The organism is Streptomyces sp. NPDC048295, assembly GCF_040652135.1.
Classification (GTDB): Bacteria; Actinomycetota; Actinomycetes; order Streptomycetales; family Streptomycetaceae; genus Streptomyces.
Genome location: NZ_JBEZLL010000008.1, coordinates 322,703 through 347,191, shown reverse-complemented (window position 1 = coordinate 347,191; position 24,489 = coordinate 322,703). Strand labels below are relative to the sequence as shown.

The 24,489-nt window shown below is 73.4% G+C and carries 18 protein-coding genes and 1 tRNA gene; 10 read left to right on the top strand and 9 right to left on the bottom strand.

Features of this window, described 5'->3' with window-relative positions:
- Positions 1 to 5: 5 nt before the first annotated feature.
- From AB0D53_RS15305 to AB0D53_RS15290, 4 genes are all read right to left on the bottom strand, one after another.
- Positions 6 to 1,070 (bottom strand): ABC transporter permease, encoded by a 1,065-nt coding sequence (locus AB0D53_RS15305; protein ID WP_362445555.1) that lies wholly within the window; start codon positions 1,068 to 1,070, stop codon positions 6 to 8.
- Complete coding sequence (locus tag AB0D53_RS15300; RefSeq protein ID WP_362445552.1) at positions 1,054 to 2,109, bottom strand: ABC transporter permease; 1,056 nt, start codon at positions 2,107 to 2,109, stop codon at positions 1,054 to 1,056. Before AB0D53_RS15300 ends, AB0D53_RS15305 begins: the two co-directional genes overlap by 17 nt.
- On the bottom strand, positions 2,106 to 3,665 hold the full coding sequence (locus AB0D53_RS15295) for a sugar ABC transporter ATP-binding protein (RefSeq protein WP_362445549.1): 1,560 nt from the start codon (positions 3,663 to 3,665) through the stop codon (positions 2,106 to 2,108). Before AB0D53_RS15295 ends, AB0D53_RS15300 begins: the two co-directional genes overlap by 4 nt.
- Positions 3,666 to 3,809: 144 nt before the next feature.
- Positions 3,810 to 4,580, bottom strand: coding sequence for a nucleotidyltransferase domain-containing protein (locus AB0D53_RS15290; RefSeq protein ID WP_362445546.1), 771 nt, complete (start codon positions 4,578 to 4,580; stop codon positions 3,810 to 3,812).
- A 264-nt stretch (positions 4,581 to 4,844) separates the two neighbouring features.
- Between AB0D53_RS15290 and AB0D53_RS15285 the strand changes: the two genes are divergently transcribed.
- The 3 genes from AB0D53_RS15285 (at position 4,845) to AB0D53_RS15275 (ending at position 8,372) form a co-directional block, all read left to right on the top strand.
- On the top strand, positions 4,845 to 6,356 hold the full coding sequence (locus tag AB0D53_RS15285; protein WP_362445543.1) for an FG-GAP-like repeat-containing protein: 1,512 nt from the start codon (positions 4,845 to 4,847) through the stop codon (positions 6,354 to 6,356).
- A gap of 91 nt (positions 6,357 to 6,447) precedes the next feature.
- On the top strand, positions 6,448 to 7,740 hold the full coding sequence (locus tag AB0D53_RS15280; protein WP_362445539.1) for a sensor domain-containing protein: 1,293 nt from the start codon (positions 6,448 to 6,450) through the stop codon (positions 7,738 to 7,740).
- Positions 7,713 to 8,372 carry a response regulator transcription factor gene (locus AB0D53_RS15275; protein ID WP_362445536.1) on the top strand — a complete coding sequence of 220 codons (660 nt, stop codon included), beginning with the start codon at positions 7,713 to 7,715 and terminating at the stop codon, positions 8,370 to 8,372. The genes AB0D53_RS15280 and AB0D53_RS15275 overlap by 28 nt, the downstream gene beginning before the upstream one ends.
- A gap of 164 nt (positions 8,373 to 8,536) precedes the next feature.
- On the opposite strand, the gene AB0D53_RS15270 is transcribed toward AB0D53_RS15275, so the two are convergent.
- A tRNA-Arg gene (locus AB0D53_RS15270) sits at positions 8,537 to 8,609 on the bottom strand.
- Between the two features lie 328 nt (positions 8,610 to 8,937).
- Between AB0D53_RS15270 and AB0D53_RS15265 the strand changes: the two genes are divergently transcribed.
- The 7 genes from AB0D53_RS15265 to AB0D53_RS15235 all read left to right on the top strand — a co-directional run bounded on the left by AB0D53_RS15265 (position 8,938) and on the right by AB0D53_RS15235 (position 17,821).
- Positions 8,938 to 10,590: a dynamin family protein gene (locus tag AB0D53_RS15265; RefSeq protein WP_362445675.1), complete on the top strand. Its 1,653-nt coding sequence runs from the start codon at positions 8,938 to 8,940 to the stop codon at positions 10,588 to 10,590.
- Positions 10,587 to 12,506 carry a GTPase gene (locus tag AB0D53_RS15260; protein ID WP_362445533.1) on the top strand — a complete coding sequence of 640 codons (1,920 nt, stop codon included), beginning with the start codon at positions 10,587 to 10,589 and terminating at the stop codon, positions 12,504 to 12,506. Before AB0D53_RS15265 ends, AB0D53_RS15260 begins: the two co-directional genes overlap by 4 nt.
- A gap of 99 nt (positions 12,507 to 12,605) precedes the next feature.
- Positions 12,606 to 13,118 (top strand): single-stranded DNA-binding protein, encoded by a 513-nt coding sequence (locus tag AB0D53_RS15255; RefSeq protein WP_362445529.1) that lies wholly within the window; start codon positions 12,606 to 12,608, stop codon positions 13,116 to 13,118.
- A gap of 241 nt (positions 13,119 to 13,359) precedes the next feature.
- Positions 13,360 to 14,808: a Cys-Gln thioester bond-forming surface protein gene (locus AB0D53_RS15250; RefSeq protein ID WP_362445526.1), complete on the top strand. Its 1,449-nt coding sequence runs from the start codon at positions 13,360 to 13,362 to the stop codon at positions 14,806 to 14,808.
- A gap of 243 nt (positions 14,809 to 15,051) precedes the next feature.
- On the top strand, positions 15,052 to 16,716 hold the full coding sequence (gene ettA, locus AB0D53_RS15245; protein ID WP_362445523.1) for an energy-dependent translational throttle protein EttA: 1,665 nt from the start codon (positions 15,052 to 15,054) through the stop codon (positions 16,714 to 16,716).
- A gap of 5 nt (positions 16,717 to 16,721) precedes the next feature.
- A complete protein-coding gene (locus AB0D53_RS15240) occupies positions 16,722 to 17,144 on the top strand; it encodes a thioesterase family protein (protein WP_177328330.1) in 423 nt (140 codons plus the stop codon).
- Entirely contained in the window at positions 17,141 to 17,821 is a 681-nt protein-coding gene (locus AB0D53_RS15235) for a hypothetical protein (protein WP_362445519.1), read from the top strand. The genes AB0D53_RS15240 and AB0D53_RS15235 overlap by 4 nt, the downstream gene beginning before the upstream one ends.
- A gap of 34 nt (positions 17,822 to 17,855) precedes the next feature.
- Here AB0D53_RS15235 and AB0D53_RS15230 read toward each other — a convergent pair whose 3' ends face one another.
- From AB0D53_RS15230 to AB0D53_RS15215, 4 genes are all read right to left on the bottom strand, one after another.
- The gene (locus AB0D53_RS15230; RefSeq protein ID WP_362445516.1) at positions 17,856 to 19,055 is read right to left on the bottom strand and encodes a serine hydrolase domain-containing protein; all 1,200 of its coding nucleotides are present in this window, start codon (positions 19,053 to 19,055) and stop codon (positions 17,856 to 17,858) included.
- The gene (locus AB0D53_RS15225) at positions 19,052 to 20,596 is read right to left on the bottom strand and encodes an alpha/beta hydrolase (protein WP_362445513.1); all 1,545 of its coding nucleotides are present in this window, start codon (positions 20,594 to 20,596) and stop codon (positions 19,052 to 19,054) included. Before AB0D53_RS15225 ends, AB0D53_RS15230 begins: the two co-directional genes overlap by 4 nt.
- A gap of 137 nt (positions 20,597 to 20,733) precedes the next feature.
- Entirely contained in the window at positions 20,734 to 21,696 is a 963-nt protein-coding gene (locus AB0D53_RS15220) for an ABC transporter ATP-binding protein (RefSeq protein ID WP_362445510.1), read from the bottom strand.
- Positions 21,693 to 24,488 carry an FtsX-like permease family protein gene (locus tag AB0D53_RS15215; RefSeq protein ID WP_362445506.1) on the bottom strand — a complete coding sequence of 932 codons (2,796 nt, stop codon included), beginning with the start codon at positions 24,486 to 24,488 and terminating at the stop codon, positions 21,693 to 21,695. Before AB0D53_RS15215 ends, AB0D53_RS15220 begins: the two co-directional genes overlap by 4 nt.
- Position 24,489 lies beyond the last annotated feature (1 nt).

The window sequence follows — 24,489 nt, the reverse complement described above, 5'->3', positions numbered from 1 at the left end:
GGGGGTCAGGGGCGGGCTTTCGCGGCGCGACGGTGCCGCCGCTCGGTGACGGCGGCGATCACCCGGGGCGTGAGGACGGACGCCACGAGCAGCAGGCCGGTCACGATCACCTGCACCTCGTTGGCGACGTCGTTGAGCGTCAGCAGGTTCTTCAGCACCCCGATCAGCAGCACCCCGGCGACCGCGCCGAAGAGGGTGCCCTTCCCGCCGTCGAAGTCGATGCCGCCGAGCAGCACCGAGGCGATGACGAGCATCTCGAAGCCGAGGCCGTTGTCGGCGCGGGCGCTTCCGTACCGCAGCGTGAACAGGACACCGGCGAACGAGGCGAACAGCCCCGTCACGACGAACAGCAGCAGCTTGATCCGCTTGACCCGGATGCCCGCGAAGTACGCCGCCTCCTCCTGGGCGCCGATCGCGAACAGCGAACGGCCCAGGCCCGTGGCGTGCAGCACGACCGCGGTGATCACCGCGAGGACGGCGAACAGCAGGACCGGATAGGTGACGAAGGTGCCGGGCACGGTCGTGGTGTCGACCGTCCAGTCCGCGTACGTCCGGGGGAAGTCGGTCACCGCGTCGCTGCCCAGCACCACCGAGGCCAGACCGCGGTAGAGCGCCAGGGTGCCGATGGTGACGGCCAGCGACGGCAGCCCCACCCGGGTGACCAGCCAGCCGTTGAGCAGCCCGCCCGCCACACCGGCCAGCAGCACCACCGGCACGATCGCCTCGAAGGCCCAGCCCGCGTTCCACAGCGCACCGGTCAGCGCGCTGCCCAGCCCCAGCATCGAGGCGACCGACAGATCGATCTGGCCGGCGACGACGAGCAGCGTCATCGGCAGGGCGATGACGGCGACCTCGGCGATGTCGTTGAAGGCGAACGCCAGGTTCTCGCCGGAGCCGAAGCCGTCCGTGGTACCGAGGCCGACCGCGAGGACCGCCACCAGGAGCACCCCGACCGCGGTGTCCCAGCGCAGCGCCAGGCCCCGCACGAGGCCGGCGGTGTCCTTCCCCGTCCGCTTCCCCGTCGTCCGCGCGGCGTCCGCCGCCCGCCGTGTCTCAGGCGCCGTTCCCATGGCGGGCGCTCCTCTTCCTCAGTGCGGCGGTCATCCGCAGGTTCACGACCCGGTCGACGCTGATCGCGAGCAGCAGCAGCGCACCCGTGATGGCGCCCTGCCAGAAGGCGTCGACCTTCAGGACGACCAGGACGCTGCCGATGGTGGTGAGCAGCAGGGCGCCCAGCGCCGCGCCCCAGACCGTTCCCGTACCGCCGGTGATGGCGACGCCGCCGACGACGACGGCGCTGACGACGGTCAGTTCCCAGCCGTGCGCGTTGTCCGCGACGACCGTGCCGAACCGGGCCAGCCACAGCGCCCCGGCGAAACCCGCGACGGCGCCGGAGAAGACGTACGCGGCAAGCACCCGGCGGCGGAGGGGGATTCCGGCGAGCAGCGCGGCCTCCGGATTCGAACCGATCGCGTACAGCTCGCGGCCCGAGCGGTGGTTGCGCAGGAAGTACGCGGTCGCGGCGAGCAGGACCAGGGCGATCAGCGGCAGATACGGCACACCGAGGACACTGCCGCTGCCCAGTCCCAGGACCGGGTCGGGCACCTCGGCGGCCCCGATCTGGTCGCCCTGCGCCCACCAGTAGTCGACGCCCTGGATGATGTAGAGCATGCCCAGCGTCACGACCAGCGCCGGGACCTCGCCGAAGCCGACCAGGGCGCCGGAGACGAGCCCGCAGACCGCGCCGACGGCGATGCCGAGCAGCATCACGGTGAGCACGCCGTGGTCCGTCCCGGCGACGAACCTGCCGCAGGCGAAGGCGGAGAGCCCGACGACGGAACCGACCGACAGATCGATGTTGCGGGTGATCACGACGGCCGACTGGCCGACCGCGAGCAGCACCAGGATCGAGGCGTTGAGCAGCAGGTCCTTGACACCCTGTCCGGACAGGAACCGCGGGTTGGCGAGATACGTGCAGAGGATCAGCAGGACGAGCGCCCCGGCGATGGAGATCTCCCGGGCCCGGAGCACGGCGGCCACGAGCGAGGCGGCGCCGCGCGCCGGCGCCCCGGCCCCGGTGTCCGGCGGATCTTCGACGGCGGTGGTCATGCCACGGCCCTCCCGCCCAGCCCGGCCGCCGCGGCCATGACCGCCTCCTCGGTGGCGCTCCGGCGCGGGAGTTCGGCGACGAGCCGGCCCTCGTGCATCACGAGCACCCGGTCGGCCATCCCGATCACCTCGGGCAGATCGGAGGAGATCATCAGCACCGCGAGCCCGTCCGCCGCCGACGCGGAGAGCAGCCGGTGCACCTCGGCCTTGGTGCCGACATCGATGCCGCGGGTCGGCTCGTCGACGACGAGTACGGACGGCCCGGTCGCGAGCCACTTGGCGAGCACGACCTTCTGCTGGTTGCCGCCCGACAGCACGCCGACGGCATCGGCGAGGCGGTGGTACTTGAGCCGGAGCCGTACGGCCCAGTCGGCGGCCCGGTCGTGCTCCAGGGCCCGGCGGACGAGCCCGCGCCTGCGGACCTCGCCGAGGCCGGTGAGCGCGATGTTGCGCTCGATGGACATCTCCATGACGAGCCCGCGCAGGCGGCGGTCCTCCGGTACGAGCGCGAGCCCGGCGGCCATCGCGGCGGCCGGCGACCCGGGGCGCAGCACGGTGCCGCCCACCCGTACCTCCCCGGCGTCCGCGCGGTCGACGCCGAAGACCGCCTGGGCGACCTCGGTCCGGCCGGCGCCGACGAGCCCGGCGAGCGCGACGATCTCGCCGCGCCGGACCTCGAACGACACATCGCGGAAGACGCCTTCGCGGGTCAGCCGGCGCACCGACAGGGCGACTTCGCCGACCGTCGTGTCCTGCTTCGGATAGAGCTCGTCCAGATCGCGGCCGACCATCCGGCGCACCAGATCGTCCTCGGTCAGCCCGGCCAGCGGCTCGCAGGAGACCCGGCGGCCGTCGCGCAGCGTCGTGACCCGCCCGCACAGATCGAAGATCTCGCCGAGCCGGTGCGAGATGAACAGCACCGCCGCACCCTCGTCGCGCAGCGCCCGTACGACGGAGAAGAGCCGGGCCGTCTCGCCGCCGGTGAGCGCGGCCGTCGGCTCGTCCATGATCAGGACCCGGGCGTCGAAGGAGAGCGCCTTGGCGATCTCGACGATCTGCTGGTCCGCGATGGAGAGCCCGCGGGCGGGCCGGCCGGGCGCCAGGTCGACGCCGAGCCGGCGCATCAGGGCGGCGGTGGCCGCGTGCACGGCACGGTGGTCGATCCGGCCGAGGGTGCGCCGGGGCTGGCGGCCCATGAAGATGTTCTCGGCGATCGACAGATCGGGGAAGAGGGCCGGTTCCTGGTAGATGACCGCGATCCCGGCATCGCGGGCGTCGGCGGGCCCGTGGAAGACGACGGGCTCCCCGTCGAGCAGCAACTGCCCGCTGTCCGGGCGGTGCACACCGGCGAGCGTCTTGATGAGGGTGGACTTGCCCGCGCCGTTCTCCCCGGCGAGCGCGTGGACCTCGCCGGGACACAGCGACAGGGACACGTCCCGCAGGGCGCTCACGGCGCCGAAGGACTTGCTCACCTCCTTCAGCGCCAGGACCGGGGCGACGGGATCCGGGGCGACGGGTTCCGGGTCCGGGGGCGGGCCCTCGGCGGACTGGTTCATGGGGGCTCCTCGGCGGTGGCATGCGCGGGTGGAGCGCGGTGTCCGTACACACCGTGAAAGGATTCAATGAAGTGCCTCGGAAGCTAGACGGGGACCGCGGGCGCAGTCAATGGTGCGGTGGCTCCCCGGTTGCGCAGCGGCCCGTCAGGGGCCGGGGTGGGCGGCCAGGGTGTTCTCGATGCCCGTCCGGACGAAGGCGCGCGCGAGGCGGCCGCGTCGGATGCGCCACGGCAGGGACGTGCGGTGCGGCCCGGTCCCGTACCGGCGGCGGTGGATGTCGCGGACGACCTCGGGCGGCGCGCCCCACGCGGCCAGTACCTCCAGCGCCTGCCCCTTGGTGATGAGCCGTTCGTCCCGCAGGGTGACCGCGGCCCGCGCGAGCGTCAGCAGCCCGAGGTCCACCCAGATGTCCCTCAGCCAGAGCGAGGGCCGGGCACTCGCCGGGTACCAGAACCCCTTGAGGTCGCCCCGGACGAACTCCGCCAGCTCCTGGTCGGTCACCTCCGCGACGATCCCGGCGGGCCCCGGCCCGAACAGCGTCAGCCCGCCCGTGCTCAGCTCCCGCCGGCTGACCGGCGTGACCGGCCGCTCGAACAGCCGGGACTGCGCCCAGGTCACATGGTCGCGCCCGGCGTCCGGCAGCTGCGAGCGCACCACGTAGGAGCAGTGCAGCCCGGCCGCCCCCGGTACCTGCGAGATCAACGTGCGGTGCAGCTCTTCGAGTTGCCGCCGCTGCGGGCCGCTGACCGGCGCAGCCACGAGGGCCACGAGGTCTAGGTCGCTGCGACCGGGCCGGTAGTCGCCCAGTGCCAGCGACCCGTGCGCCCAGAGCGCCTCCAGGGCGACCACGTGGCCGACGTCGGTGATGAACCGTTCCAGCAGCTGCCGGGTGGGCCGATCCTCGGAAGCATTCATGGGACCGACCATGACACGGAGCGGACGCGGCCCGACAGTGCTCCGCAGGGTCGTGGCGCGCGCCCCGCCGCTCGACTCCGGCCACGGCGACCGGACTTCGTCTCCCGGCGTTCGCCGGCCGTTCGCGTGCCAGAGCTGTAACGGACGCTCCGGGGAGGCAACCGTCGCGCGCCGCCGCCTGTCTGAGACTGCGCGGTGCCGGTGCTCCACCGACGCGCCGCACTGTTCACCCGAACCTTCCGAAACCTGAACGAAGGAGTCCACGTGGCATCCCGTGCCCTCGGAACCACCGTGGTCCTCGCCATCACCGTGGCGACCGCCGTGACCACCTTCCCCACCGCCCAGGCGTCGACGCCCGCGCGCGCCACGACCTCGGTGTCGGCGTCCGCGAACGGGGCGGTGCCCGCACCGGCCCCGCGCCGCGACGACTTCAACGGGGACGGCTACCCGGACCTCGCGTTCACCGCGCCGGGTGCCACGGTCGACGGCAAGGCCAAGGCCGGATACGTGGGTGTGGTGTACGGCTCCAAGAACGGACTGCAGACCTCCACCAAGCAGATCTTCACCCAGGACTCGCCCGGAATACCGGACGCCGCCGAGAGCGGCGACGCGTTCGGCAGCTCCATGGTCTCCGCCGACCTCGACAAGGACGGCTACAGCGACCTCGTGGTCGGCGCGGGCAACGAGAAGACCGGCACGTTCAAGCAGGCCGGCTCGCTCACCGTCATCTGGGGCGGTGCGAAGGGGCTCTCCGGCGGCGCGACCCTTCTGAACGGCGACCAGGAGTACGACGGGGTCGGCTCCCAGAGCGCCGTGGGCGACTTCGACGGCGACGGCGCCATGGACATCGTCACGCTCGGGCTGGGCAACATCCGCGTCCTGTCCGGCCCGTTCAAGCGCGACGGCAGCTCGGCGGCCCCCGCCCGGAAGATCCCCGACATGGACGATCTGCGCTTCACGGGCATCGCCGCGGGCGACTTCAACGGCGACGGCCGCGACGACCTGGCAGCCGTCGTCCACGACGGCGACGAGTACGACGCCCGGCGCATCCTCATCCGCAACGGCGGCGCCACCGGCCTCGCCGAGAGCTACACCACCGTCAACCGGTCCAACGGCTACCGCCTCCAGGGCGGCGAGACCATCGCGGCCGGCCACATCAACGGGGACAAGTACGCCGACCTCGTCGTCGGCCGCACGGTCGAGGGCTACGACAGCGACCTGGACTACCCGCTCGCCCTGGGCGGCATGATCACCTACGTACCGGGCAGCGCCACCGGCCCGCGCGGCGACCGGGCCAAGGTCTTCAACCAGGACAGCGCCGGAGTCCCCGGCGCCGCCGAGGTGCACGACGGATTCGGCTCGTCCCTGTCGATCGGCGACATGAACGGTGACGGCTACGGAGACATCGCCGTCGGCGTCGCCCAGGAGGACATCGGCACGAAGAAGGACGCGGGCTCGGTCCTGGTCCTCCCCGGCACCGCGTCCGGCCCGACCGGCACCGGCACGGTCGGCTTCAACCAGGACACGGCGGACGTCCCCGGGGCGGCCGAGGCCGGCGACCTGTTCGGCGGCGCCGTCAAGCTGGTCGACGCCAACCGCGACGGCCGCAGCGAACTGGCCGTCGGCGCCCCCGGCGAGAACAGCGACGCGGGCTCCCTGTGGGTCTTCCCGACCACGGCGAAGGGCCTGACGGCCAAGGGCTCGTTCACCTTCGGCCACGGCACGCTGGGCACCGTGGGAACGTCCGCGGCGCTGGGATCGTCGTTCAACCGCTGACCGTACGGGAACGGGGGTGGGGCCTGCCCCACCCCCGGAAGTCGGGCAGCGGGTATGTCCCGCCCCGGTGACCTCCTCCTACGGTGAGGCCATGCACCCCCGCACCGTGTGGCAGGCCCTGTCCTCGCCCCGCTATCCGCTGTCCTCCTGGCCCTGGCGGTCGGCCGGCTACCTGATCAGCGGTGCCCTGGCCGGCGCGGTCGTCCTGGTGGTGACCGCGACCGGCGCGGCCGTGGGCGGCGTGCTCTCCGTCGTACTGATCGGGCTGCCGCTGCTCGCCCTCCTGGCCCTGACCGGAATCCCGGTGGCGGCCCTGGAGCGGCGCAGGCTCGGCCTGATGGGCCCCGCCCCGGCCCCGGACCCGCACCGCAGACCGGCCGAACCGGGGCTGCGGAGCTGGGCGGCCTGCCGGTTCCGGGAGCGGGCGACCTGGTGGGAACTCGGGTACGCGCTGCTGTTCGCCGTGGTCCTGTGGCCGGTCGACGCCCTCGCGGTGGCCGTCTGCACGGCCGCACCGCTGGCGATGCTCGGCACCCCCGTACTCATGGAGGTCTACGGGGACGGCACGGAGTTCCGCGTGGTGAAGCTGTGGACGGTCACGACCCGGCCCGAAGCCTTCGCGACGGCGGCCGGCGGACTCGTCCTCCTGCTGCTCGGCTGCTACGCACTGGGCGCGCTGGCCGGGGCGAGGGCGGAGCTGACCCGACTCCTGCTCACCCCCGGACCGGCCGGGCCGGACGAGCGGGTCATGGAGCTGAGCCGCTCCCGGGTCCGCCTGGTCGACGCGTTCGAGGCCGAGCGCCGCCGTATCGAACGCGATCTGCACGACGGCGCCCAGCAGCGCATCGTGGCCCTCACCATGATGCTCGGCCTGGCCCGGCTGGACGCCCCGCCGGGCCCCCTCGCCGACCAGCTCGCCCGGGCCCACGAGGAAGCCGGCAGGGCACTCGCGGAACTGCGCGAACTGATCCACGGCATCCACCCCCAGGTCCTGGCCGACTACGGCCTCCAGGCCGCCGTCGCCGATGCCGCCGAACGCTCCGTGATCCCCGTCGCGCTCGACGTCGAACTGCCCGGCAGACTCCCCGAAGCGGTCGAGGCGGCCGCCTACTTCGTGGTGTGCGAGGCGCTGGCCAACGTCGCCCGGCACAGCGGCGCGAGCCGCGCCGGGATCAGCGGGGGCCACCGGGGCGGCCGGCTGTTCCTGGAGGTCCACGACGACGGACGCGGCGGCGCGAGCACGTCCTCGGGCGGCAGCGGACTGACCGGCCTGGCCGACCGGGTGTCCGTGCTCGATGGCAGACTTGCGCTGTCCAGCCCGGCCGGAGGCCCGACCCGATTGCGTGTGGAGATCCCTTGCGAGTGGACCGATCGCTCCGCGTAGTCCTGGCCGAGGACAGCGTGCTGCTGCGCGAGGGGCTGACGGGCCTGCTCGGCCGCTTCGGTCACGAGGTGGTCGCCGCCGTCGGCGACGCGGAAGCGCTGGTGGCGGCCGTGGACCGGCACGCACCGGACATCGTGGTGACCGACGTCCGGATGCCGCCCGGCTTCCAGGACGAGGGCCTGCACGCGGCGGTCCTGCTCCGCGAGCGGCAGCCCGCCCTCCCGGTGCTGGTCCTGAGCCAGTACGTGCAACGCGCCTACGCCGCCGACCTCCTGGACTCCGGGGACGGTTCGGGCGTCGGCTACCTGCTCAAGGACCGGGTCGGCCAGGTCGAGGAGTTCATCGACGCGCTGCGGGAGGTCGCCGACGGCGGCACGGTCGTCGACCCGGAGGTCGTACGCCAGCTCCTGCGCCGCCGCCGCGACCCGCTGGAGCGCCTCACCGCCAGGGAGCGCGAGGTGCTCGCCCTGGTGGCCCAGGGCCGGTCGAACGGCTCGATCGCCCGCGAACTGGTCGTCTCCGAGGCGGCGGTGGGCAAGCACATCGGCAACATCCTCGCCAAGCTGGACCTCCCGCCGGCCGACGAGACACACCGCCGGGTCCTGGCGGTCCTGACCTTCCTGCGCGCCTGACCCGCCCGAGGGCCCGCCCCTCCGCCACCGCCGGGGCTTACGCCACCGCTACGGCACGCTCGTTAACGTGCCTCCGGAAGGCGACGCGGCCGTCGGACCGGGCACCGGATCCGGGCAGCGAAAAGGCCCTCCGGGTGGAGGGCCTCATGGTGGTGCGCGCTGTGCGCCCCCGGCAGGACTCGAACCTGCGGCCAAGCGCTTAGAAGGCGCCTGCTCTATCCACTGAGCTACGGGGGCCGGGTGGTGGCCTCGGCGGCCTGGAGCCCTGGGGCCGGGCCGGTCGGTGACCTGCCGGGACAAGGATAGGGCTCCGACCGCCTCGTCCTGGTTGCTTCACCTGCGTGGCACGATGTGGAGGTTCGGTGAAGCGAACCGATAATCGCAGGTAGGTGGGATTCGTGCAGCGCTTTTCGCGCCTCGCGCCCCGGGTGTTGTGCACTCGTTATGCCTGCGCCCCACTCATCCCCTCTGTCCCGACTTCGTTCCCGGGGGAGAACCGGCGCGCAGAGGTGGCTATACGCTTCAAAAAGGCTCCAAAATTGGGCATTCTTCGCATGTGGTGACCTTGGACGTACGGCCTCAGCTCATCGACGCACTCTCCGCCCTGCGCGACCGTGTCGCTGCCGTGCGTCTTCCGCTCCCGCTGCCGGGGGCCGCGCGCGCCCGGCAGACCCGGGGGGAGCTGCTCGCCCAGCTCGACGACTATCTGCTTCCCCGGCTCAGGGATCCCGAAGCACCCCTGCTCGCGGTCATCGGCGGCTCCACCGGGGCGGGCAAGTCGACACTGGTCAATTCGCTGGTGGGCCGACCGGTCAGCGAGGCCGGGGTGCTGCGGCCGACCACCCGGACCCCCGTGCTCGTCTGCCATCCGGATGATCACCACTGGTTCGCGGGGGCACGCGTACTGCCGCAGCTGACCCGCGTCTGGCTGCCGCCGGAGGAGTCCGGGGAGCCCGGCCGGTGCGAGGACCTCGACGGGCTCGACGGGTACGAGGAGGACGACGGGATCACCTTGCGGGTCGAGACCTCGCCCGGACTGCCGCGCGGCCTCGCGCTGCTCGACGCACCCGACATCGATTCGCTCGTGGTGCGCAACCGGGTGCTGGCCGCCGAGCTGATCTGCGCCGCGGACGTCTGGGTGATGGTGACCACCGCCTCCCGGTACGCGGACGCGGTGCCCTGGCACCTGCTGCGTACCGCCAAGCAGTACGACGCCTCCCTCGTCACCGTCCTCGACCGGGTGCCGCACCAGGTGATCGCCGAGGTGTCGCGGCAGTACGGGGCGCTGCTCACCCGGGCGGGCCTCGGCGAGGTGCCGCGCTTCACCATTCCCGAGCTGCCCGAATCGGCCGGCGGCGGCAACGGGCTGCTGCCCGCGACCGCCGTCGCCCCGCTGCGGGCCTGGCTCACCCACCGCGCCCAGGACCCGGCCGCCCGCCAGCAGGCGGTGGGGCGCACGGCGGCCGGGGTCATCGACTCCCTGGACGTGCGGATGCCCGAGCTGGCGGGGGCGGTCGCGGCGCAGTACGCGGCGGCCGTGCGGCTGACCGGCGTGGTCGAGGACGCGTACCGCACCGAAGGCGCCCGGGTCCGGCGCAGGCTGCGCAGCGGCGGCGTGCTCGCCGGGGACGCCCGCACCAGGTGGCGCGGATTCCCGCTGTACAGCACCTCCGGCGAACTCCTCGAAGCACTGGTCGAAAGCCTTTCCACGCTCCTCCAGTGCGCCGTGGCCGCCGCCGACGAAATGGTCCGCACGACCTGGCGGCGCGAGCCCGCGGCCAGGGAGTTCGGCTTCGAGGGCGTCGGCCGGGAGGCCGGGGGATGGGGACCCGCCGAGGACATCCGGGGCCGGATCGCCATGGCCGTACGGCGGTGGTGGCGGGTCCTGGAGGAGCTGGCCGAGGAGGAGGTGCGCAGCCTGGAACGCACTGCCGCCCCCGACGCCGAGACCGTGGCCGCCCTGCTGGCCGCCGCACTGCTCGGCGGGCGCCGCACCCGGGGCGCCGGGGAGCAGCTCGCCGAACGGATCGGCGCCCAGGGCGCGCTGCGGCTGCGCGACAGGGGCGGGGCGCTGCTCAACGACTGCCTCGACCGGGTGCTGAACGGCGAGCGCGACCGCCGGCTCGCACCGCTCGACGCGCTCGACGTGGCCCCGGAGCCGCAGGCCGAACTGATCGCCGCGCTGTCCGTACTGCAGAAGGAGAGGTGGCAGCGATGACTGCCGTCACTGACGAGGGGCCCGGCCGGATGGGCGGCCCCGCTTCCCACGAGAACCCGGACCCGGACGGGCACGGGCGGATCCCCGGGGCGGGCCGGATCCCCGGGGCGGGCCGGGCCTCCGGGGCGGGCCGGGAATGGAACGACGGGCTCATCGCCCGGCGGGCGGCCACCAGGGCGGCGGACCCCGAACCCGAAACCGCCCCGGACGACGACGTACGGCCGCCCCAGGTCGAGGCCTACGTGCCCTCCGGGGGACCGCTCCGGCCGCGGCTCGACGCGCTGCGGGAACTCGTCGGGCTGTCCCGGGCCCGGCTCGACGGGGACACCCTCGCCGAGGCGGGGCGGGTCCTCGACGAGGCGGCGGCCCGGCAGCGGCTCTCCTCGCGGCACACCGTCGTCGCCATCGCCGGGGCCACCGGCAGCGGCAAGTCGACGCTCTTCAACACCCTCGCGGGCGCCCAGATCTCCGACACCGGACTGCGCAGGCCGACCACCGCCGCCCCCCTCGCCTGCTCCTGGACCGACGGGGCGGCCGGGCTGCTCGACCGGCTCGCCATCCCCGGCCGGCTCAGGCGCAGGCCGCAGCAGGGCGGCGCGGACGCCGACGAGGCCCTCCAGGGGCTCGTCCTCGTCGACCTGCCCGACCACGACTCGGCGGCGACCGAACACCGCGAACAGGTCGACCGGGTGCTCGCGCTGGTCGACGCCGTGATCTGGGTCGTCGACCCGGAGAAGTACGCGGACGCGGCCCTGCACGAGCGCTATCTGCGGCCGCTCGCCGGGCACGCCGAGATCACCTTCGTCGTCCTGAACCAGATCGACCGGCTGCCCGGCGACGCCGCCGACCTGGTCCTGGACGATCTGCGCCGGCTGCTCGACGAGGACGGCATGGCGCTCGGCGAGCACGGTGAACCCGGCGCCACCGTCATGTCCCTGTCCGCGCTCACCGGCGAGGGCGTCGGCGAACTGCGCGAGGTGCTCGGCCGGTTCGTCCAAGAGCGCACCGCCGCGGCGCGCAGACTCTCCGCCGACGTGGACGCCGCCGCGGCCAGGCTCCGCCCGGTCTATGTGGCCGAGGGGCGCCCCGGCCTCGGGGAACGGGCCCGCGAGGAGTTCGCCGACCGGCTGGCGGACGCCGTCGGGGCGGCCGCGGCGGGGCAGGCGGCCGAGCGCGAGTGGCGCAGGAACGCCGGACGGGCGTGCGGCACGCCCTGGCTGCGGCTGTGGCGCTGGTGCGAGTCCGTCCGGCGGCCCGGCGGCCTGGAGCGTCCGGTGCTGCCCGATCCCCCCGAGGAGCAGCTCACCGCCCGCCAGTGCGTGGAACAGGCGGTACGGGCGGTGGCGGACGAGGCCTCCGCCGGACTGCCCGGCCCCTGGGCGCAGGCGGTTCGCGAGGCCGCGGTGCACGGTGCGGAGGGACTGCCGGAGGCGCTCGACGCGCTGGCGGTCAGGGCCGGGACCGAGCAGGCGCCGGGCGGTGCGGCGGTGGTGGCGACGGGGGTGGCCGGGGCCTCCGGTGTGGCGCACAGCGGCCGGGTGGGCGGGAAGCCACCGCGGCCGAGGTGGTGGCCCGCCGCGGTGCTGGCCCAGGTGTCCATGACGCTCCTGCAGATCTTCGGCGGTCTCTGGCTGGTCGGCCAGATCGTCGGCGTACTCGAACCGGGCTACCTCACGCCCGCCATGGTGATGCTGGCCGGGGTCGTCGGCGGGCCCGTCGTGGAGTGGTCGTGCGTGGCCGCGGCGCGTGGGCCGGCACGACGGTACGGGCAGGAGGCCGAGCGGCAGTTGCGCGAGGCGGCGGCGGCCTGCGGCCGGGCCCGGGTACTCGATCCGGTGGCCGCCGAACTCGTGCGGTACCGCGAGGTGCGGGAGCGGTACGCGGCGGTGACGGAGATTTCCACAACCGGCCGGTAGTCCACAGGCGCCAGCGGGATTTCCGCCTTCCCTTCAATCTGGGACCGGTGACCACACGGACGCGGTCACCGATCCGAAGGCCGAAGGGGAGGCGGAGTCATGAACGACACCTTGGTGACATTGGTGGGCAACGCGGCTACGGGCGTGGAGTTCCGGGAGACCGCGGCCGGCGGAATGGCGCGATTCCGCTTCGCGGTGACGCCACGCCGCTGGGACCGCGAGAAACAGCTCTGGGCGGACGGGCACACCAGCTTTTACACCGTGTGGGCCTGGCGGACCCTGGCATGGAATCTGGCCGGCTCCGTTTCCGTCGGGGAACCACTCGTCGTGCACGGCAGGCTGAAGGTGCGCGAGGAGGAACGGGAGGGGCAGCGGCGGACGTTCGTGGACATCGAGGCCGTCGCGGTGGGCCACGACCTGAGCCGGGGGACCGCCGCGTTCCGGCGCGTCGTGCGGGGTGACCCCGCGCTGACAGCGCGTGCGGGGAGCGCGGACAGGCCGGATGACGGCCCGGACGAGCCCGGCAGGTCCGGGGCCGGGGCGGAACGGTCCGGGAGCAAGCGGTCGACGGGGCGTCAGAAGGCCCAGCAGGAGCTGGTGTCGGTGCCGTGATGCGTCGGCAGCGGGGCGGAAGAGGGGCCGAAATCGGGCCGGGGGCGGGCCGGGAAGGGGAACGGGAGTGATACCGGCGATAACGATTCCGATTCGGAATGGTTGTACGACGGTATGACGGGGGACTGTTCATCGCTTCGTCCTTAGTATTCCCCAGTACTCACGGGGCACTTGAGTCGACTGGCGGGGCAGTCCCCACACGCGCATCAGGCGCGGAGGGTCCCGCCCGGAGGGGAATTCTGTGTTTTCTGCTTCTTCAGCGACCGCTTCGTCGTCCTCGGTGACGACGGCCAATTCTCCGAGGCGGCGCGGCATAGCCCGGCTGGCCGCTTCGGCGGTGGCATCCGGTCTGGTCATGGCAGGCGCCCTCGTCGGCGCGGGCAGCGCGGTCGCCGACGAGGCGCCGCAGCACCAGGGCGGCGCGGCCGCGGTGCTGGACGGGTTGAAGACCTTCGACCGCGCCGTGCTGCACACGAACGGCAAGGACCAGCAGCTGCCCGCCGGCCTCTTCGAGATGACTGTCGACGGCGGCGGCAAGCTCAAGACGTACTGCATCGACATCCACAACCCGACCCAGGACCAGGCGAAGTACCTGGAGACCCCCTGGAACCAGACCTCGCTCGGCGGCAACAAGAACGCCGGCAAGATCCGCTGGATCCTGGAGCACTCCTACCCGCAGGTCGACGACCTCGCGGCGCTCGCCAAGGCGGCCGGCACCGGACCGCTCACCGAGAAGACCGCGGCGGCGGGCACCCAGGTCGCCATCTGGCGCTACTCGGACAACGTCGACGTCGAGGCGAACGACAGTCAGGCCGAGAAGCTCGCCGACTGGCTGGAGCACAGCGCCGTCGACCAGGCCGAGCCCAAGGCGTCCCTCGCCCTGGACCCGGCCGCGGTCTCCGGCAAGTCCGGTGAGCGGCTCGGCCCGGTCACCGTGCACACCAACGCCGGCCAGGTCTCCGTGACCCCGCCGGCCGACGCCGCCAGCGGTGTCAAGGTCACCGACAAGGCCGGCAAGCCGGTCACCGCCGCGGCCAACGGCGCCGAGCTCTACTTCGACGTGCCGGCGGGCGCCGCCGACGGCACCGCCTCGCTGACGGTCCAGGCCACCACCTCGGTGCCGGTCGGCCGGGCCTTCGCCGGTGTGACCAAGAGCCAGACCATGATCCTGGCCGGTTCCAGCGAGTCGACGGTCTCCGCGACCGCCACCGGCACCTGGGCCAAGAAGGGCGCGATCCCGGCCGTCTCGGCGCAGAAGAACTGCGCCAAGGGCGGCGTGGACGTCACCGCCTCCAACACGGGTGACGAGGCCTTCACCTTCGAGCTGGCCGGTGCGAAGCACACCGTCGAGGCCGGCAAGTCCGAGACGATCACCGTCCCGGTCGCCGAGGACCAGGCGTACGACTTCACGATCACCGGCCCCGGCGGCTTCACCAAGACGTTCAAGGGCGTCCTGGACTGCAAGACCAGCGGCAGCGCCACGGGCGGCACCGAGACCCAGACCGGCGGGGACAAGACCCCGGCCACGTCCGGCGGCAGCAGCTCCACCGGTGGCTCGGGCGACCTCGCCGAGACCGGTGGCTCCAGCGCCACCCCGGTCATCGCGGGCGTCGCGATCGCTCTCGTCGTCGTCGGCGGCGGCGCGGTCTTCCTCCTCCGCAAGCGCAAGGCCCAGCCCTCCGCGCAGTAATCCCGAACCGTCGCCCGCACACCGGATCGCGGAGTGACGAATGCGGGGCGGACTGTCACGTTCGCTGATGACGGCCCCGGTACGCCGACGCGTACCGGGGCCGTCGCATGTCCGGAAGCGGCCCTCCGTACGCCCGGGAGCCGGAACGGGGTGTCTCGCGAACCGAGCGGGTTTCCATCCTGGGGTGGCGGTCAGGCAAGATGGGGTGTATCTGCCCACACATCGATTGCCGGACGGTTTCTCTTGGCTGAGTACATCTACACCATGCGCAAGACGCGCAAGGCGCACGGCGACAAGGTGATCCTTGACGACGTCACGCTGAGCTTCCTGCCCGGGGCGAAGATCGGTGTGGTGGGTCCCAACGGCGCCGGTAAGTCCACGGTGCTGAAGATCATGGCGGGCCTGGAGCAGCCGTCCAACGGTGACGCGTTCCTGTCGCCCGGTTTCAGCGTCGGCATCCTCATGCAGGAGCCGCACCTCGACGAGACCAAGACCGTCCTGGAGAACGTCCAGGACGGCGCCGCCGAGGTCATGGGCAAGCTCAAGCGCTTCAACGAGGTCGCCGAGCTCATGGCGACCGACTACTCCGACGCGCTCATGGACGAGATGGGCAAGCTCCAGGAGGACCTGGACCACGCCAACGCGTGGGACCTGGACGCCCAGCTGGAGCAGGCCATGGACGCCCTGGGCTGCCCGCCCGGCGACTGGCCCGTCGTCAACCTCTCCGGTGGCGAGAAGCGCCGTGTCGCGCTCTGCAAGCTGCTGATCGAGGCCCCCGACCTGCTGCTGCTCGACGAGCCCACCAACCACCTCGACGCCGAGTCGGTGAACTGGCTGGAGCAGCACCTCTCGAAGTACGCGGGCGCCGTCGTCGCCGTCACGCACGACCGCTACTTCCTGAACAACGTCGCCGAGTGGATCCTCGAACTCGACCGCGGCCGCGCCATCCCGTACGAGGGCAACTACTCCACGTACCTCGACAAGAAGGCCGCCCGCCTCAAGGTCGAGGGCCGCAAGGACGAGAAGCGCGCCAAGCGGCTCAAGGAAGAGCTGGAGTGGGTCCGCTCCAACGCCAAGGGCCGGCAGACCAAGTCCAAGGCCCGTCTCGCCCGTTACGAGGAGATGGCGGCCGAGGCGGACAAGATGCGGAAGCTGGACTTCGAGGAGATCCAGATCCCGCCGGGCCCGCGGCTCGGTTCCATCGTCGTCGAGGTCGAGAACCTCTCGAAGGCCTTCGGCGACAAGGTCCTCATCGACGACCTGTCGTTCACGCTGCCGCGCAACGGCATCGTCGGCGTCATCGGTCCGAACGGCGCGGGCAAGACCACGCTGTTCAAGATGATCCAGGGCCTGGAGACCCCGGACACCGGCTCCATCAAGGTCGGCGACACGGTCAAGATCTCCTACGTCGACCAGTCCCGCGCCAACATCGACCCGAAGAAGACCCTCTGGGCCGTCGTCTCGGACGAGCTGGACTACATCAACGTCGGCCAGGTCGAGATGCCCTCGCGGGCCTATGTCTCCGCGTTCGGCTTCAAGGGCCCGGACCAGCAGAAGCCGGCCGGCGTCCTGTCCGGTGGTGAGCGCAACCGCCTCAACCTGGCGCTGACGCTCAAGGAGGGCGGCAACCTGCTGCTCCTCGACGAGCCCACCAACGACCTCGACGTCGAGACCCTGTCCTCGCTGGAGAACGCCCTCCTGGAGTTCCCGGGCGCAGCGGTGGTCATCTCCCACGACCGCTGGTTCCTGGACCGCGTCGCCACGCACATCCTGGCGTACGAGGGCGACTCCAAGTGGTACTGGTTCGAGGGCAACTTCGAGTCGTACGAGAAGAACAAGGTCGAGCGCCTCGGCGCGGACGCGGCCCGCCCGCACCGTGCCACGTACAAGAAGCTCACGCGAGGCTGATCGTCTTGGCTCGTCACATCTACAGCTGCCCGCTGCGCTGGTCGGACATGGACGCCTTCGGCCATGTGAACAACGTGGTCTTCCTCCGCTACCTGGAGGAGGCGCGCATCGACTTCATGTTCCGGCTGGCGCCGGGGGACGGTTCGCCGTCCTTCTCGGGCGGCTCCGTCGTGGCCCGGCACGAGATCGACTACGTACGCCCGCTGGTCCACCGGCACGAACCGGTGACCGTCGAGTCCTGGGTCACGAAGATCGGCGCGGCGTCGCTGACGATCGCGTACGAGATCAAGGACCCGGACCAGGTGTACGTACGGGCCTCGACCGTCGTCGTGCCCTACGACCTGGCCGAGGAGCGGCCCCGGCGGATCTCCGCCGAGGAGAAGCTCTACCTCCAGCAGTACCTGGCCGAGGAGCCTGCCGCAGCATGACGGTGCCCGTACGGTCGCTGGACTTCGCCGACCCGGGGGAGGCCGCGGATCTCGCGGCCTTCCTCGGCCGGCTGCTCCACTACGACCGGGCCGCCGCGGTGCGGATGCAGGCGGGCGGCGGAGCGCTGGCCGTCTTCGGCAGGCCGCCGTCGTTCGAGGTCCTGGCGATCCGGGCGGCGCGGCTGGCCGAGCCGGACGACTTCGACGTCACCGTGTCCGCCGGTGAACTCCTCGAATCCCTCGGGGAGTCCACCGGCTCCGGGGCGATCCCGGCACCCGTCACCGGGCCGCCGTGGACGGGAGTCCTCCCGCCCCGCGGCGGCTGGCGCGAACTGCCGGGCCTGCCCGGCCCGGTCTCCCTGCGCACGGCGGTCACCGCCGCGGTGGCGGAGTTCCGCTCCCGCGACGAGGCCCTGCCCGAGGAGCGCCGCACCCGGGCCGAGCGGGACCTGATCGGCCGCGAGATCTGGTCGCGCACGCTCGCCGGTACCGCACTCCCGCTGCGGGCCGTGCACGCCGCCCAGTCCCTCGGCTTCCTCCGCCCGGCGCCGGACTTCCCGGTCGCCCTGCTCGCGGCCGGGTCCTGGCTGCGGCTGCGCACCCCGTTCGGCTCGATCGCCCTGCGCGGCCCGGGCAGCGGGCTCGGCACGCTCGCCGTGTCGGTGGGCGCGGGCTGAGCGACCGGTCCGACGACCGGACCCCGGGTCTGCCCTAACCGGTCAGGGCCCGGTCCACCAGCCGGAGCGCGGCCAGGTCCTGGGCGTCCTGGGCCGGATCGCCCATCCGCAGGGAGAACGTGGCGCTGGTCGCGGCCCGCGCACCGTCCGGTGTCACCCCGCTCTCGGAGACGGTCCCCAGATGGGTTCCGCCGTGGAACCAGATCCCGCCACGGCTTCCCGCCACCGGGCGCCAGGCGATGCCCAGCCCGTAACGGACCCCCGGCGCCGGACTCCAGTCCTCGGCCACGACCGTCTCCTTCATCGCGGCCAGCTGGGCCGGGCGCAGCAGCCGGCCGCTCATCAGGGCGCGCAGGAAGACACCGTGGTCGTGGGTGGTGCTGATGACGGAGCCGTCCGCCCCGCCGCCGGAGGCCGTCGTCGTGTCGGTCGGCCGGGTGCAGCCGGGGAACCAGGTGTACGCGGTGGCGGTGGGCCGGGGCAGGTACGGCGAGGTCCCCGGAGTGAAGGTGTGGCGCAGGCCCAGGGGTTCGATGATCCGGTCGTGGATCTCCTGCGCCCAGGGGTTGCCGGTGACCTGCTCGATGATCAGGCCCGCCAGCACGTAGTTGGTGTTGGAGTAGCCCCAGCGCCGTTCCCCGGCGGGCCGGCCCGTGTCCGGCAGCCACAGGGGCGGCCGGCTCAGAGCCGCCTTCAGCTGTTCCTCGGGGGCCGTGGTGCGAAAGCGCGACCGGCGGTAGCCGTCCGGGGTGAACGCGTCGGCGGCGTCCGGTGAGACGGCGAGATAGTCGTTGAGCCCGCTGGTCTGGCGCAGCAGATCGGCGACCGTGATCCTGCCGCCGTCGTTGCCGTTGCCCCGCACGGCGCCGGGCAGCCACCGCTCGACGGTGTCCGTGAGCGCGAGCCGCCCCTCGCCCACCAGCTGGAGGGCGAGCGTGGCCGTGAAGGTCTTGGTGTCGCTGCCGATCCGGTAGTAGGCGCCCCAGGGGACCGGGTGGTGCGGGGTGTCCAGGACGGCGGATCCGGCGCGGGCCGTCGTCCGGTCCCGGGCGCTCTGCACCTCGGCCAGTACGCCGGTGGCGCCGGTGGCCAGGACCGCGTCCACGTCGCTCTGGAGACGGCCACCGGTCCCGGGGGCGCGGCGGGGTGCGGCGGCGGCCGTCGCCGCGGGGCCGGACGCTCCGGTGAGCAGGGCCGCCGCAGTGGCCGCCAGGCCCGTACGCCTGCTGATCACCGGTCCTCCCCGGTACGGGGGCAGGTCAGGTCGGCGCCGGGCAGAGTGCCGTCGCGCAGGTAGTCATTGACCGCCGCGTCGGCGCAGGGGACGGGGGTGAGGCCGCCGGATCCGCGTCCGTACACCCCGTGCGAGCGGATGTCCGCCGTCACCAGCCGTGAACCGGTCAGCCGGTGGTGCAGGGCCAGGGCCCCTTCGTAGGGGACGTTGTTGTCGCGCCGGGCCTGGAGCATCAGCACGGGTACGTCGTTGCCGATCACCGTGGCGGGCTCGCGGGACGTGCTCGTCCAGAACGCGCACGGGGCCATCATGCTGTTGACGAGCGGGCCGAAGACGGGCTGGGCGGCACGGCTGCGTTCCATGTTCCGCCAGTACGTCTCCGGGTTCCCCGGCCAGCCGCCGGCCGGCCAGCCACGGTCGCCGCACATGAAGAAGGTCCCGCCCAGCATGCTGTCCGCCAGCTCGGGTGACGCGAGCATTTCGAGCATGGCGGCGAGCTCCGGGCCGGGCTCGACCGGCCTGCCCGCGGCGGCGTCGGTCAGATCGCGCACCGTACCGGCGAGCGCCGGGTCGTACTCCTCGTACTGGATGAACTGCCGCAGTACCAGGCGCAGCAACTGTGCGTCGAGCCGGACGCCGGAGACGGTGACCGGGCGCCGCTCGGCCCCGTCGAGCAACCGCTGGACGCCCGCCCGCACTTCGGCCGGTGTGCCGCCGAGCCGGTAGGTGCCGTTCCGCCGCGCGGTCCATCCGGCCCAGGCGTCCAGCGCCTCTTCGAGCGGCTTGCCCGCCCGCTGGAAGAGTTGGTACTGGGTGGCCGTCGGGTCGGTCGAGGAGTCGATGACGATGCGGTCGGCGCGGCGGGGGAACATCTGGGTGTAGACGGCGCCCAGATCGGCGCCGTACGAGACGCCGTAGTACGACAGCCTGGGTTCGCCCAGCGCCGCGCGGATCGCGTCCATGTCACGGGCGACGTTCCTGGTGGTGGCGTGCGGGAGGAGCCGGGCGTTGTCCCCGTGCTCCTGGCAGCGGCGCGCGGTGTCGCGGGCGGACCGTACCGACTGCTCGAAGTCCTCGCGCCGGGTCGTGACCGGGCCGGGCGCGGGCGCCGGGGCGGCCGGGTCGCAGGTGAGGGGGCTGGACTCGCCGAGGAAGCGGGGATCGAAGCCGATCGGGTCGTAGCGGTCCGCGACGTCCTTCAACGCGGGTTGCAGGGAAAGGGTGTTGGCGAGTCCGGTGCCGCCCGGACCGCCCGGGTTCGACAGCAGGACGCCGCGCCGCTGCCCGTGCTTCGCGGTGGCTTTGATGCGGGAGACGGCGATCCTGATCGTCCGGCCGCCGGGGTCGGAGTAGTCGAGCGGGACGGTCACCTCCGTGCACTGTGCACCCGCCTCGTTCAGCTCCCGCTGCTGCGGTGAGCAGGGGCCCCAGACGAGCCGCTGGTGGGCGGAGGGTGTTGCGGGGGCGGCCGACGCGGGCATGGTGCCCGCGAACAAACAGGTCAGGCCCAGGCCGGCGGCGGCCAGCGTGGCGACGCGCATGGTGCTCCTCGGAATCAGGTGGACGACTCCCGCACGACGCTAGGCGCGTACGCGGCGCGAGAACATCGGGCCACCCGGCCGGAGCGACCTCGGGCCACCCGGCCGAAGCGACCTGGGGCCAGCACCACCAACACCCTTTACGGGCGCGGCTGGTCGTCCGGCCAGACCCCGATGTGGTCGCGCTCCAGCTCCAGCATCACCCGGTGCTCCATCCCGAGCGTCTCCGTGTAGTCGGCGGGCAGTTGCAGCCGCCCCGCCCGGTCGAGCATCGCGTACTCCCTGGCCACCTGGGACTCCAGGCCCGTCGCGGCGTCGACCTCGGTGCGGCGCAGCACCTCGGAGGAGGTGCGGCCGTCGCGGATGGCGACCGTGCGGCGGACCTCGCCGGCCACCGCCTGGTCGTGCGTGACGATCACGATCGTGGTGCCGAGCTCCTCGTTGGCCCGGCGGAACGCGGCGAAGACCTGCTCACCGGTGGCCGAGTCGAGCTCGCCGGTCGGCTCGTCGGCGAGCAGCACCGACGGGTTGTTGGCGAGTGCGACCGCGATCGCCACCCGCTGCTGCTGGCCGCCGGAGAGCTGCTGCGGGCGCCGGTCGCGGCAGTCCGCGACCTCCAGGATCCGCAGCAGCTCCTCGGCGCGGGCGGCCCGTTCGGCCCCCTTGATCCGGCCCCGGCCGCGCAGCTGCATCGGCAGGGTGACGTTCTGGACGGCGGTGAGGTACGGGAGCAGATTGCGGGCGGTCTGCTGCCAGACGAAGCCGACGACGTCCCGGCGGTAGCGGAGCCGTTCCTTCGGCCCCATCGACAACAGATCGCAGCCCGCGACCTTCGCCGACCCGGCCGTCGGCACGTCGAGGCCGGCCAGGATGTTCATCAGGGTCGACTTGCCGCTGCCGGACGCGCCGACCAGGGCCATCAACTCGCCCTCGGTGACGAGGAGATCGAGGCCCTGGAGGGCCTGCACCTCCACCCCGTCCGCGGAGAAGATACGGACCAGCCGGTCGCAGGCGATCAGCGCGTCGTGCCCGTACGAGGGCCGGTCGCGGCGCGCGGCGGCCCGCTGTTCGAGCTCGGCGAGCGTGGTGTCGGGCGAGGTCATCGGGGGTCTCCTGACCTGAGTTCGGTGATCGGTCCGCGGCGGCCGGCCCACCGGGCCTGGACGGTGGCCACCGCGGCGGTGAGGACGACGACGCCGAGCGCCGGAAGCGTCAGCGACCACGGGTCGGCCCGCAGCTGAGCGGCGTCGAGCGCCACGGGACCGGGCCCGGCGGAGAGCGCGAGGCCCACCAGGTCGACGCCCGGCGCCAGCAGCACGGTCGTCGCCCAGCCGACGAGCACCCCGCCGAAGGCCGCCGGCAGCGCCTGCGGCAGCGATTCGAGCCCGAGCAGCCGTCTGCCCTGCCGGGAGGTGAGGCCCATGGTCCGCAGCCGGGCCAGCAGGGCCGTGCGTTCCGGCGCGGTCCGCAACAGCGACAGCAGGACGGCGAGCAGGGCGTAGCCCGCGCCGGCCACGATCGCCGCCGCGTAGATCCCCCAGGCGCCCTGCTGCATGGGGGTGTCGACGAATGCCGCCCGTTCCTCGGAGCGCAGCCGTACGGAGAGGCCCTCGCCCGCGTGCCGTGCCGCCGCCCGCAGCGCCTTCGCGTCCGGGGAGCCGCCGGTGACCAGCAGGGTGGTGGTCTGCTTGCGGGGCAGCGAGGCGGCGTCGACGATCAGGAAGTCGCTGTCGGGGACGGCGGCGGTGCGCGGGACGACGCCCGCCACCCGCACCCTGAGGTCCCCGGCCGCCGTGGACAGCTCGCGCGGCCGGTCGCCGAGCTCCGCGGCGACGGACGGCGACGCGATCACGGGCAGCACCGCGTCCTTCGCCGCCGCGCCGCCCGCGGCCCTCAACCGGTCGGCGGGGAACGGGCCGATCCCCGTCGACCGGGCCAGCCGGGCGTACGCCGCCGGGTCGACCCCCAGCAGGGCGGCGCTCTTCATGCGGCTGTTCCCGGCCGGATCGGCGGGCAGCGGCACGCCGTACACGACCTGGACCCCCGCCACCTCCCGTACGCCGTCCGCCGCCCGTACCTCACGGATCAGGCGGTCCGGCAGCGGCACCGAGTCGAGCACGCCGCTGATCCGGGCGTCCGCGCCGACCGTGTGCAGGGCCGCCCGGTCCCGTGCGTCCGCGACGCCCGCGAGCACCGAGCCGCCGAACGCCGCCGTGGTCAGCGCGAGCAGCAGCGCCAGCAGCGGCAGCGCGCCGCCCGCCGAGCTCCGCCCGGCACGGGCCAGCGACAGGAAGCCGACCGCGCCGCGCCGCCGGGCGACGGCACGGGAGGCCAGACGCAGCGGCAGCGGCAGGAGCCGTACCAGGACCAGGGCGGCGATCAGCCCGACGAGCACGGGGGCGGCGCTGATCAGCAGGTCACCGCCGCCGTCGCCACCCGTACCGCGCCGGCGCAGAGCGGCGACCGCGCCGACGGCCAGCACCAGCGCGGTGAGTTCGACGACCGTGCGGCGCCGCGACGGGCGGGCGTCCATCAGGTCCTCGCGGGCCCCGGGCGGCTGCGGCTTGCGATGCGGCAGCACCGAGCACAGCGGCAGGGCGAGGCAGACCAGCGCGGCGACGGCGGCGGGCCCCACGACGGAGGGCCGCAGCCGGGCCCCGTCGAAGAACGGCAGGGCGATCAGCAGCCCCAGTGCCGCCGCGGGCACCGCGATCACCACGGTCTCGGCGAACAGCCGGCCGCCGATGCCGCGCAGCGATCCGCCGCGCGCCCGCAGCAGCGTCAGTTCGGTGCGGCGCCGCCCGCCGATCAGCCCGGCGGTCATCAGCAGGACGACGGCTGCGACGGCCCCGATGCCCACGGCTGCGACCGTGACGACCGGGCCGATCGCCGTTCGCAGCGTGTCGTACCCGGTGAGGATCTCGTCCAGGTCGGTCGCGAAGCTGGTGTTGGTGCCGGCCACCGCGCGTATGCGTACCAGGCCGGGGCCGCCCTCCAGCGAGGCGATCGACGCGCGCAGCCCCGCCACATCGGAGGAGGTGAGGCCGGCGGGGTCCGGTGCGAACCGCCAGAACATCTCCGGCTCGCCCGTCGTGGCGAGCAGCGCGGGCGCGGCGTCCGGCGGCAGCAGGACGGCAGCGGTCCAGTGGTGGCGCGGGGGGTACAGATTCGGTTCGGGGACCAGCGCCGGGGTCCGGAGCAGCGGCTGGGCCGACCAGTAGGCCGTCCCCGGGTGCTTCGGGGTGACGATGCCGGTGATCCGGACGGTCAGCCGCTTCCCGCTCTGGGTCGGTACGGAGATGGCCGCACCGGGCTTCGCCCGCAGGGCCTTCGCCGTCTCCTCGGTGACCGCGCCCTCCACCTCGGAGGTCTTCTCGGAGGCCTCGCCGCGGACGGCGGGCCACTTCCCGGCGCGAAGGGTGGCGTGGTCCGGGAGGGCGGACAGGGTGGAGTAGCTCAGTTGGGGGTCGACGCGGTCCGGCCTCGGCAGCCAGCCGTCCGGGGCGGGGATCGGCTTGCCGGTGCGGAAGCCGTACGCGGAGTCGGCGCTGCCGGGCAGCACCTCGGCGGGCAGCGCGGGCCGCACCTTGCGGTGGACGGACGCCAGCGCCGCCTCGCGCACGGCCGCCTCGCGCTCCGCCGGGGAGAGCTGCAGCTCGGGCTGCGGGCTGTTCAGCTCCAGAACACTGTGCCGGGGGTCCGCGGCGGCGATGTCGTGGCGCAGTCCCCCGTTCTCGTAGTGTTCGACGGCGCGCGGGAAGAGGGCCGCGAGGAACGACGTCAGCAGGACGAGCAGCCCCAGCGCCCAGGCCGTGCCGGGCGCGGTGCGCAGCCGGGTGCGGACCCAGGGCGCGGCGGCGCGGCCGGCGCCGTTTCGAACGGAACGCGGAGTCATG

What these genes read in the sequence shown, in the direction of transcription:
- AB0D53_RS15260 (WP_362445533.1), top strand. Translation starts at nt 10,587, where the DNA reads ATGACTGCCGTCACTGACGAGGGGCCCGGCCGGATGGGCGGCCCCGCT.
- AB0D53_RS15255 (WP_362445529.1), top strand. Translation starts at nt 12,606, where the DNA reads ATGAACGACACCTTGGTGACATTGGTGGGCAACGCGGCTACGGGCGTG.
- AB0D53_RS15290 (WP_362445546.1), bottom strand. Translation starts at nt 4,580, where the DNA reads ATGAATGCTTCCGAGGATCGGCCCACCCGGCAGCTGCTGGAACGGTTC.
- AB0D53_RS15220 (WP_362445510.1), bottom strand. Translation starts at nt 21,696, where the DNA reads ATGACCTCGCCCGACACCACGCTCGCCGAGCTCGAACAGCGGGCCGCC.
- AB0D53_RS15225 (WP_362445513.1), bottom strand. Translation starts at nt 20,596, where the DNA reads ATGCGCGTCGCCACGCTGGCCGCCGCCGGCCTGGGCCTGACCTGTTTG.
- AB0D53_RS15305 (WP_362445555.1), bottom strand. Translation starts at nt 1,070, where the DNA reads ATGGGAACGGCGCCTGAGACACGGCGGGCGGCGGACGCCGCGCGGACG.
- AB0D53_RS15215 (WP_362445506.1), bottom strand. Translation starts at nt 24,488, where the DNA reads ATGACTCCGCGTTCCGTTCGAAACGGCGCCGGCCGCGCCGCCGCGCCC.
- AB0D53_RS15300 (WP_362445552.1), bottom strand. Translation starts at nt 2,109, where the DNA reads ATGACCACCGCCGTCGAAGATCCGCCGGACACCGGGGCCGGGGCGCCG.
- AB0D53_RS15235 (WP_362445519.1), top strand. Translation starts at nt 17,141, where the DNA reads ATGACGGTGCCCGTACGGTCGCTGGACTTCGCCGACCCGGGGGAGGCC.
- AB0D53_RS15295 (WP_362445549.1), bottom strand. Translation starts at nt 3,665, where the DNA reads ATGAACCAGTCCGCCGAGGGCCCGCCCCCGGACCCGGAACCCGTCGCC.
- AB0D53_RS15280 (WP_362445539.1), top strand. Translation starts at nt 6,448, where the DNA reads ATGCACCCCCGCACCGTGTGGCAGGCCCTGTCCTCGCCCCGCTATCCG.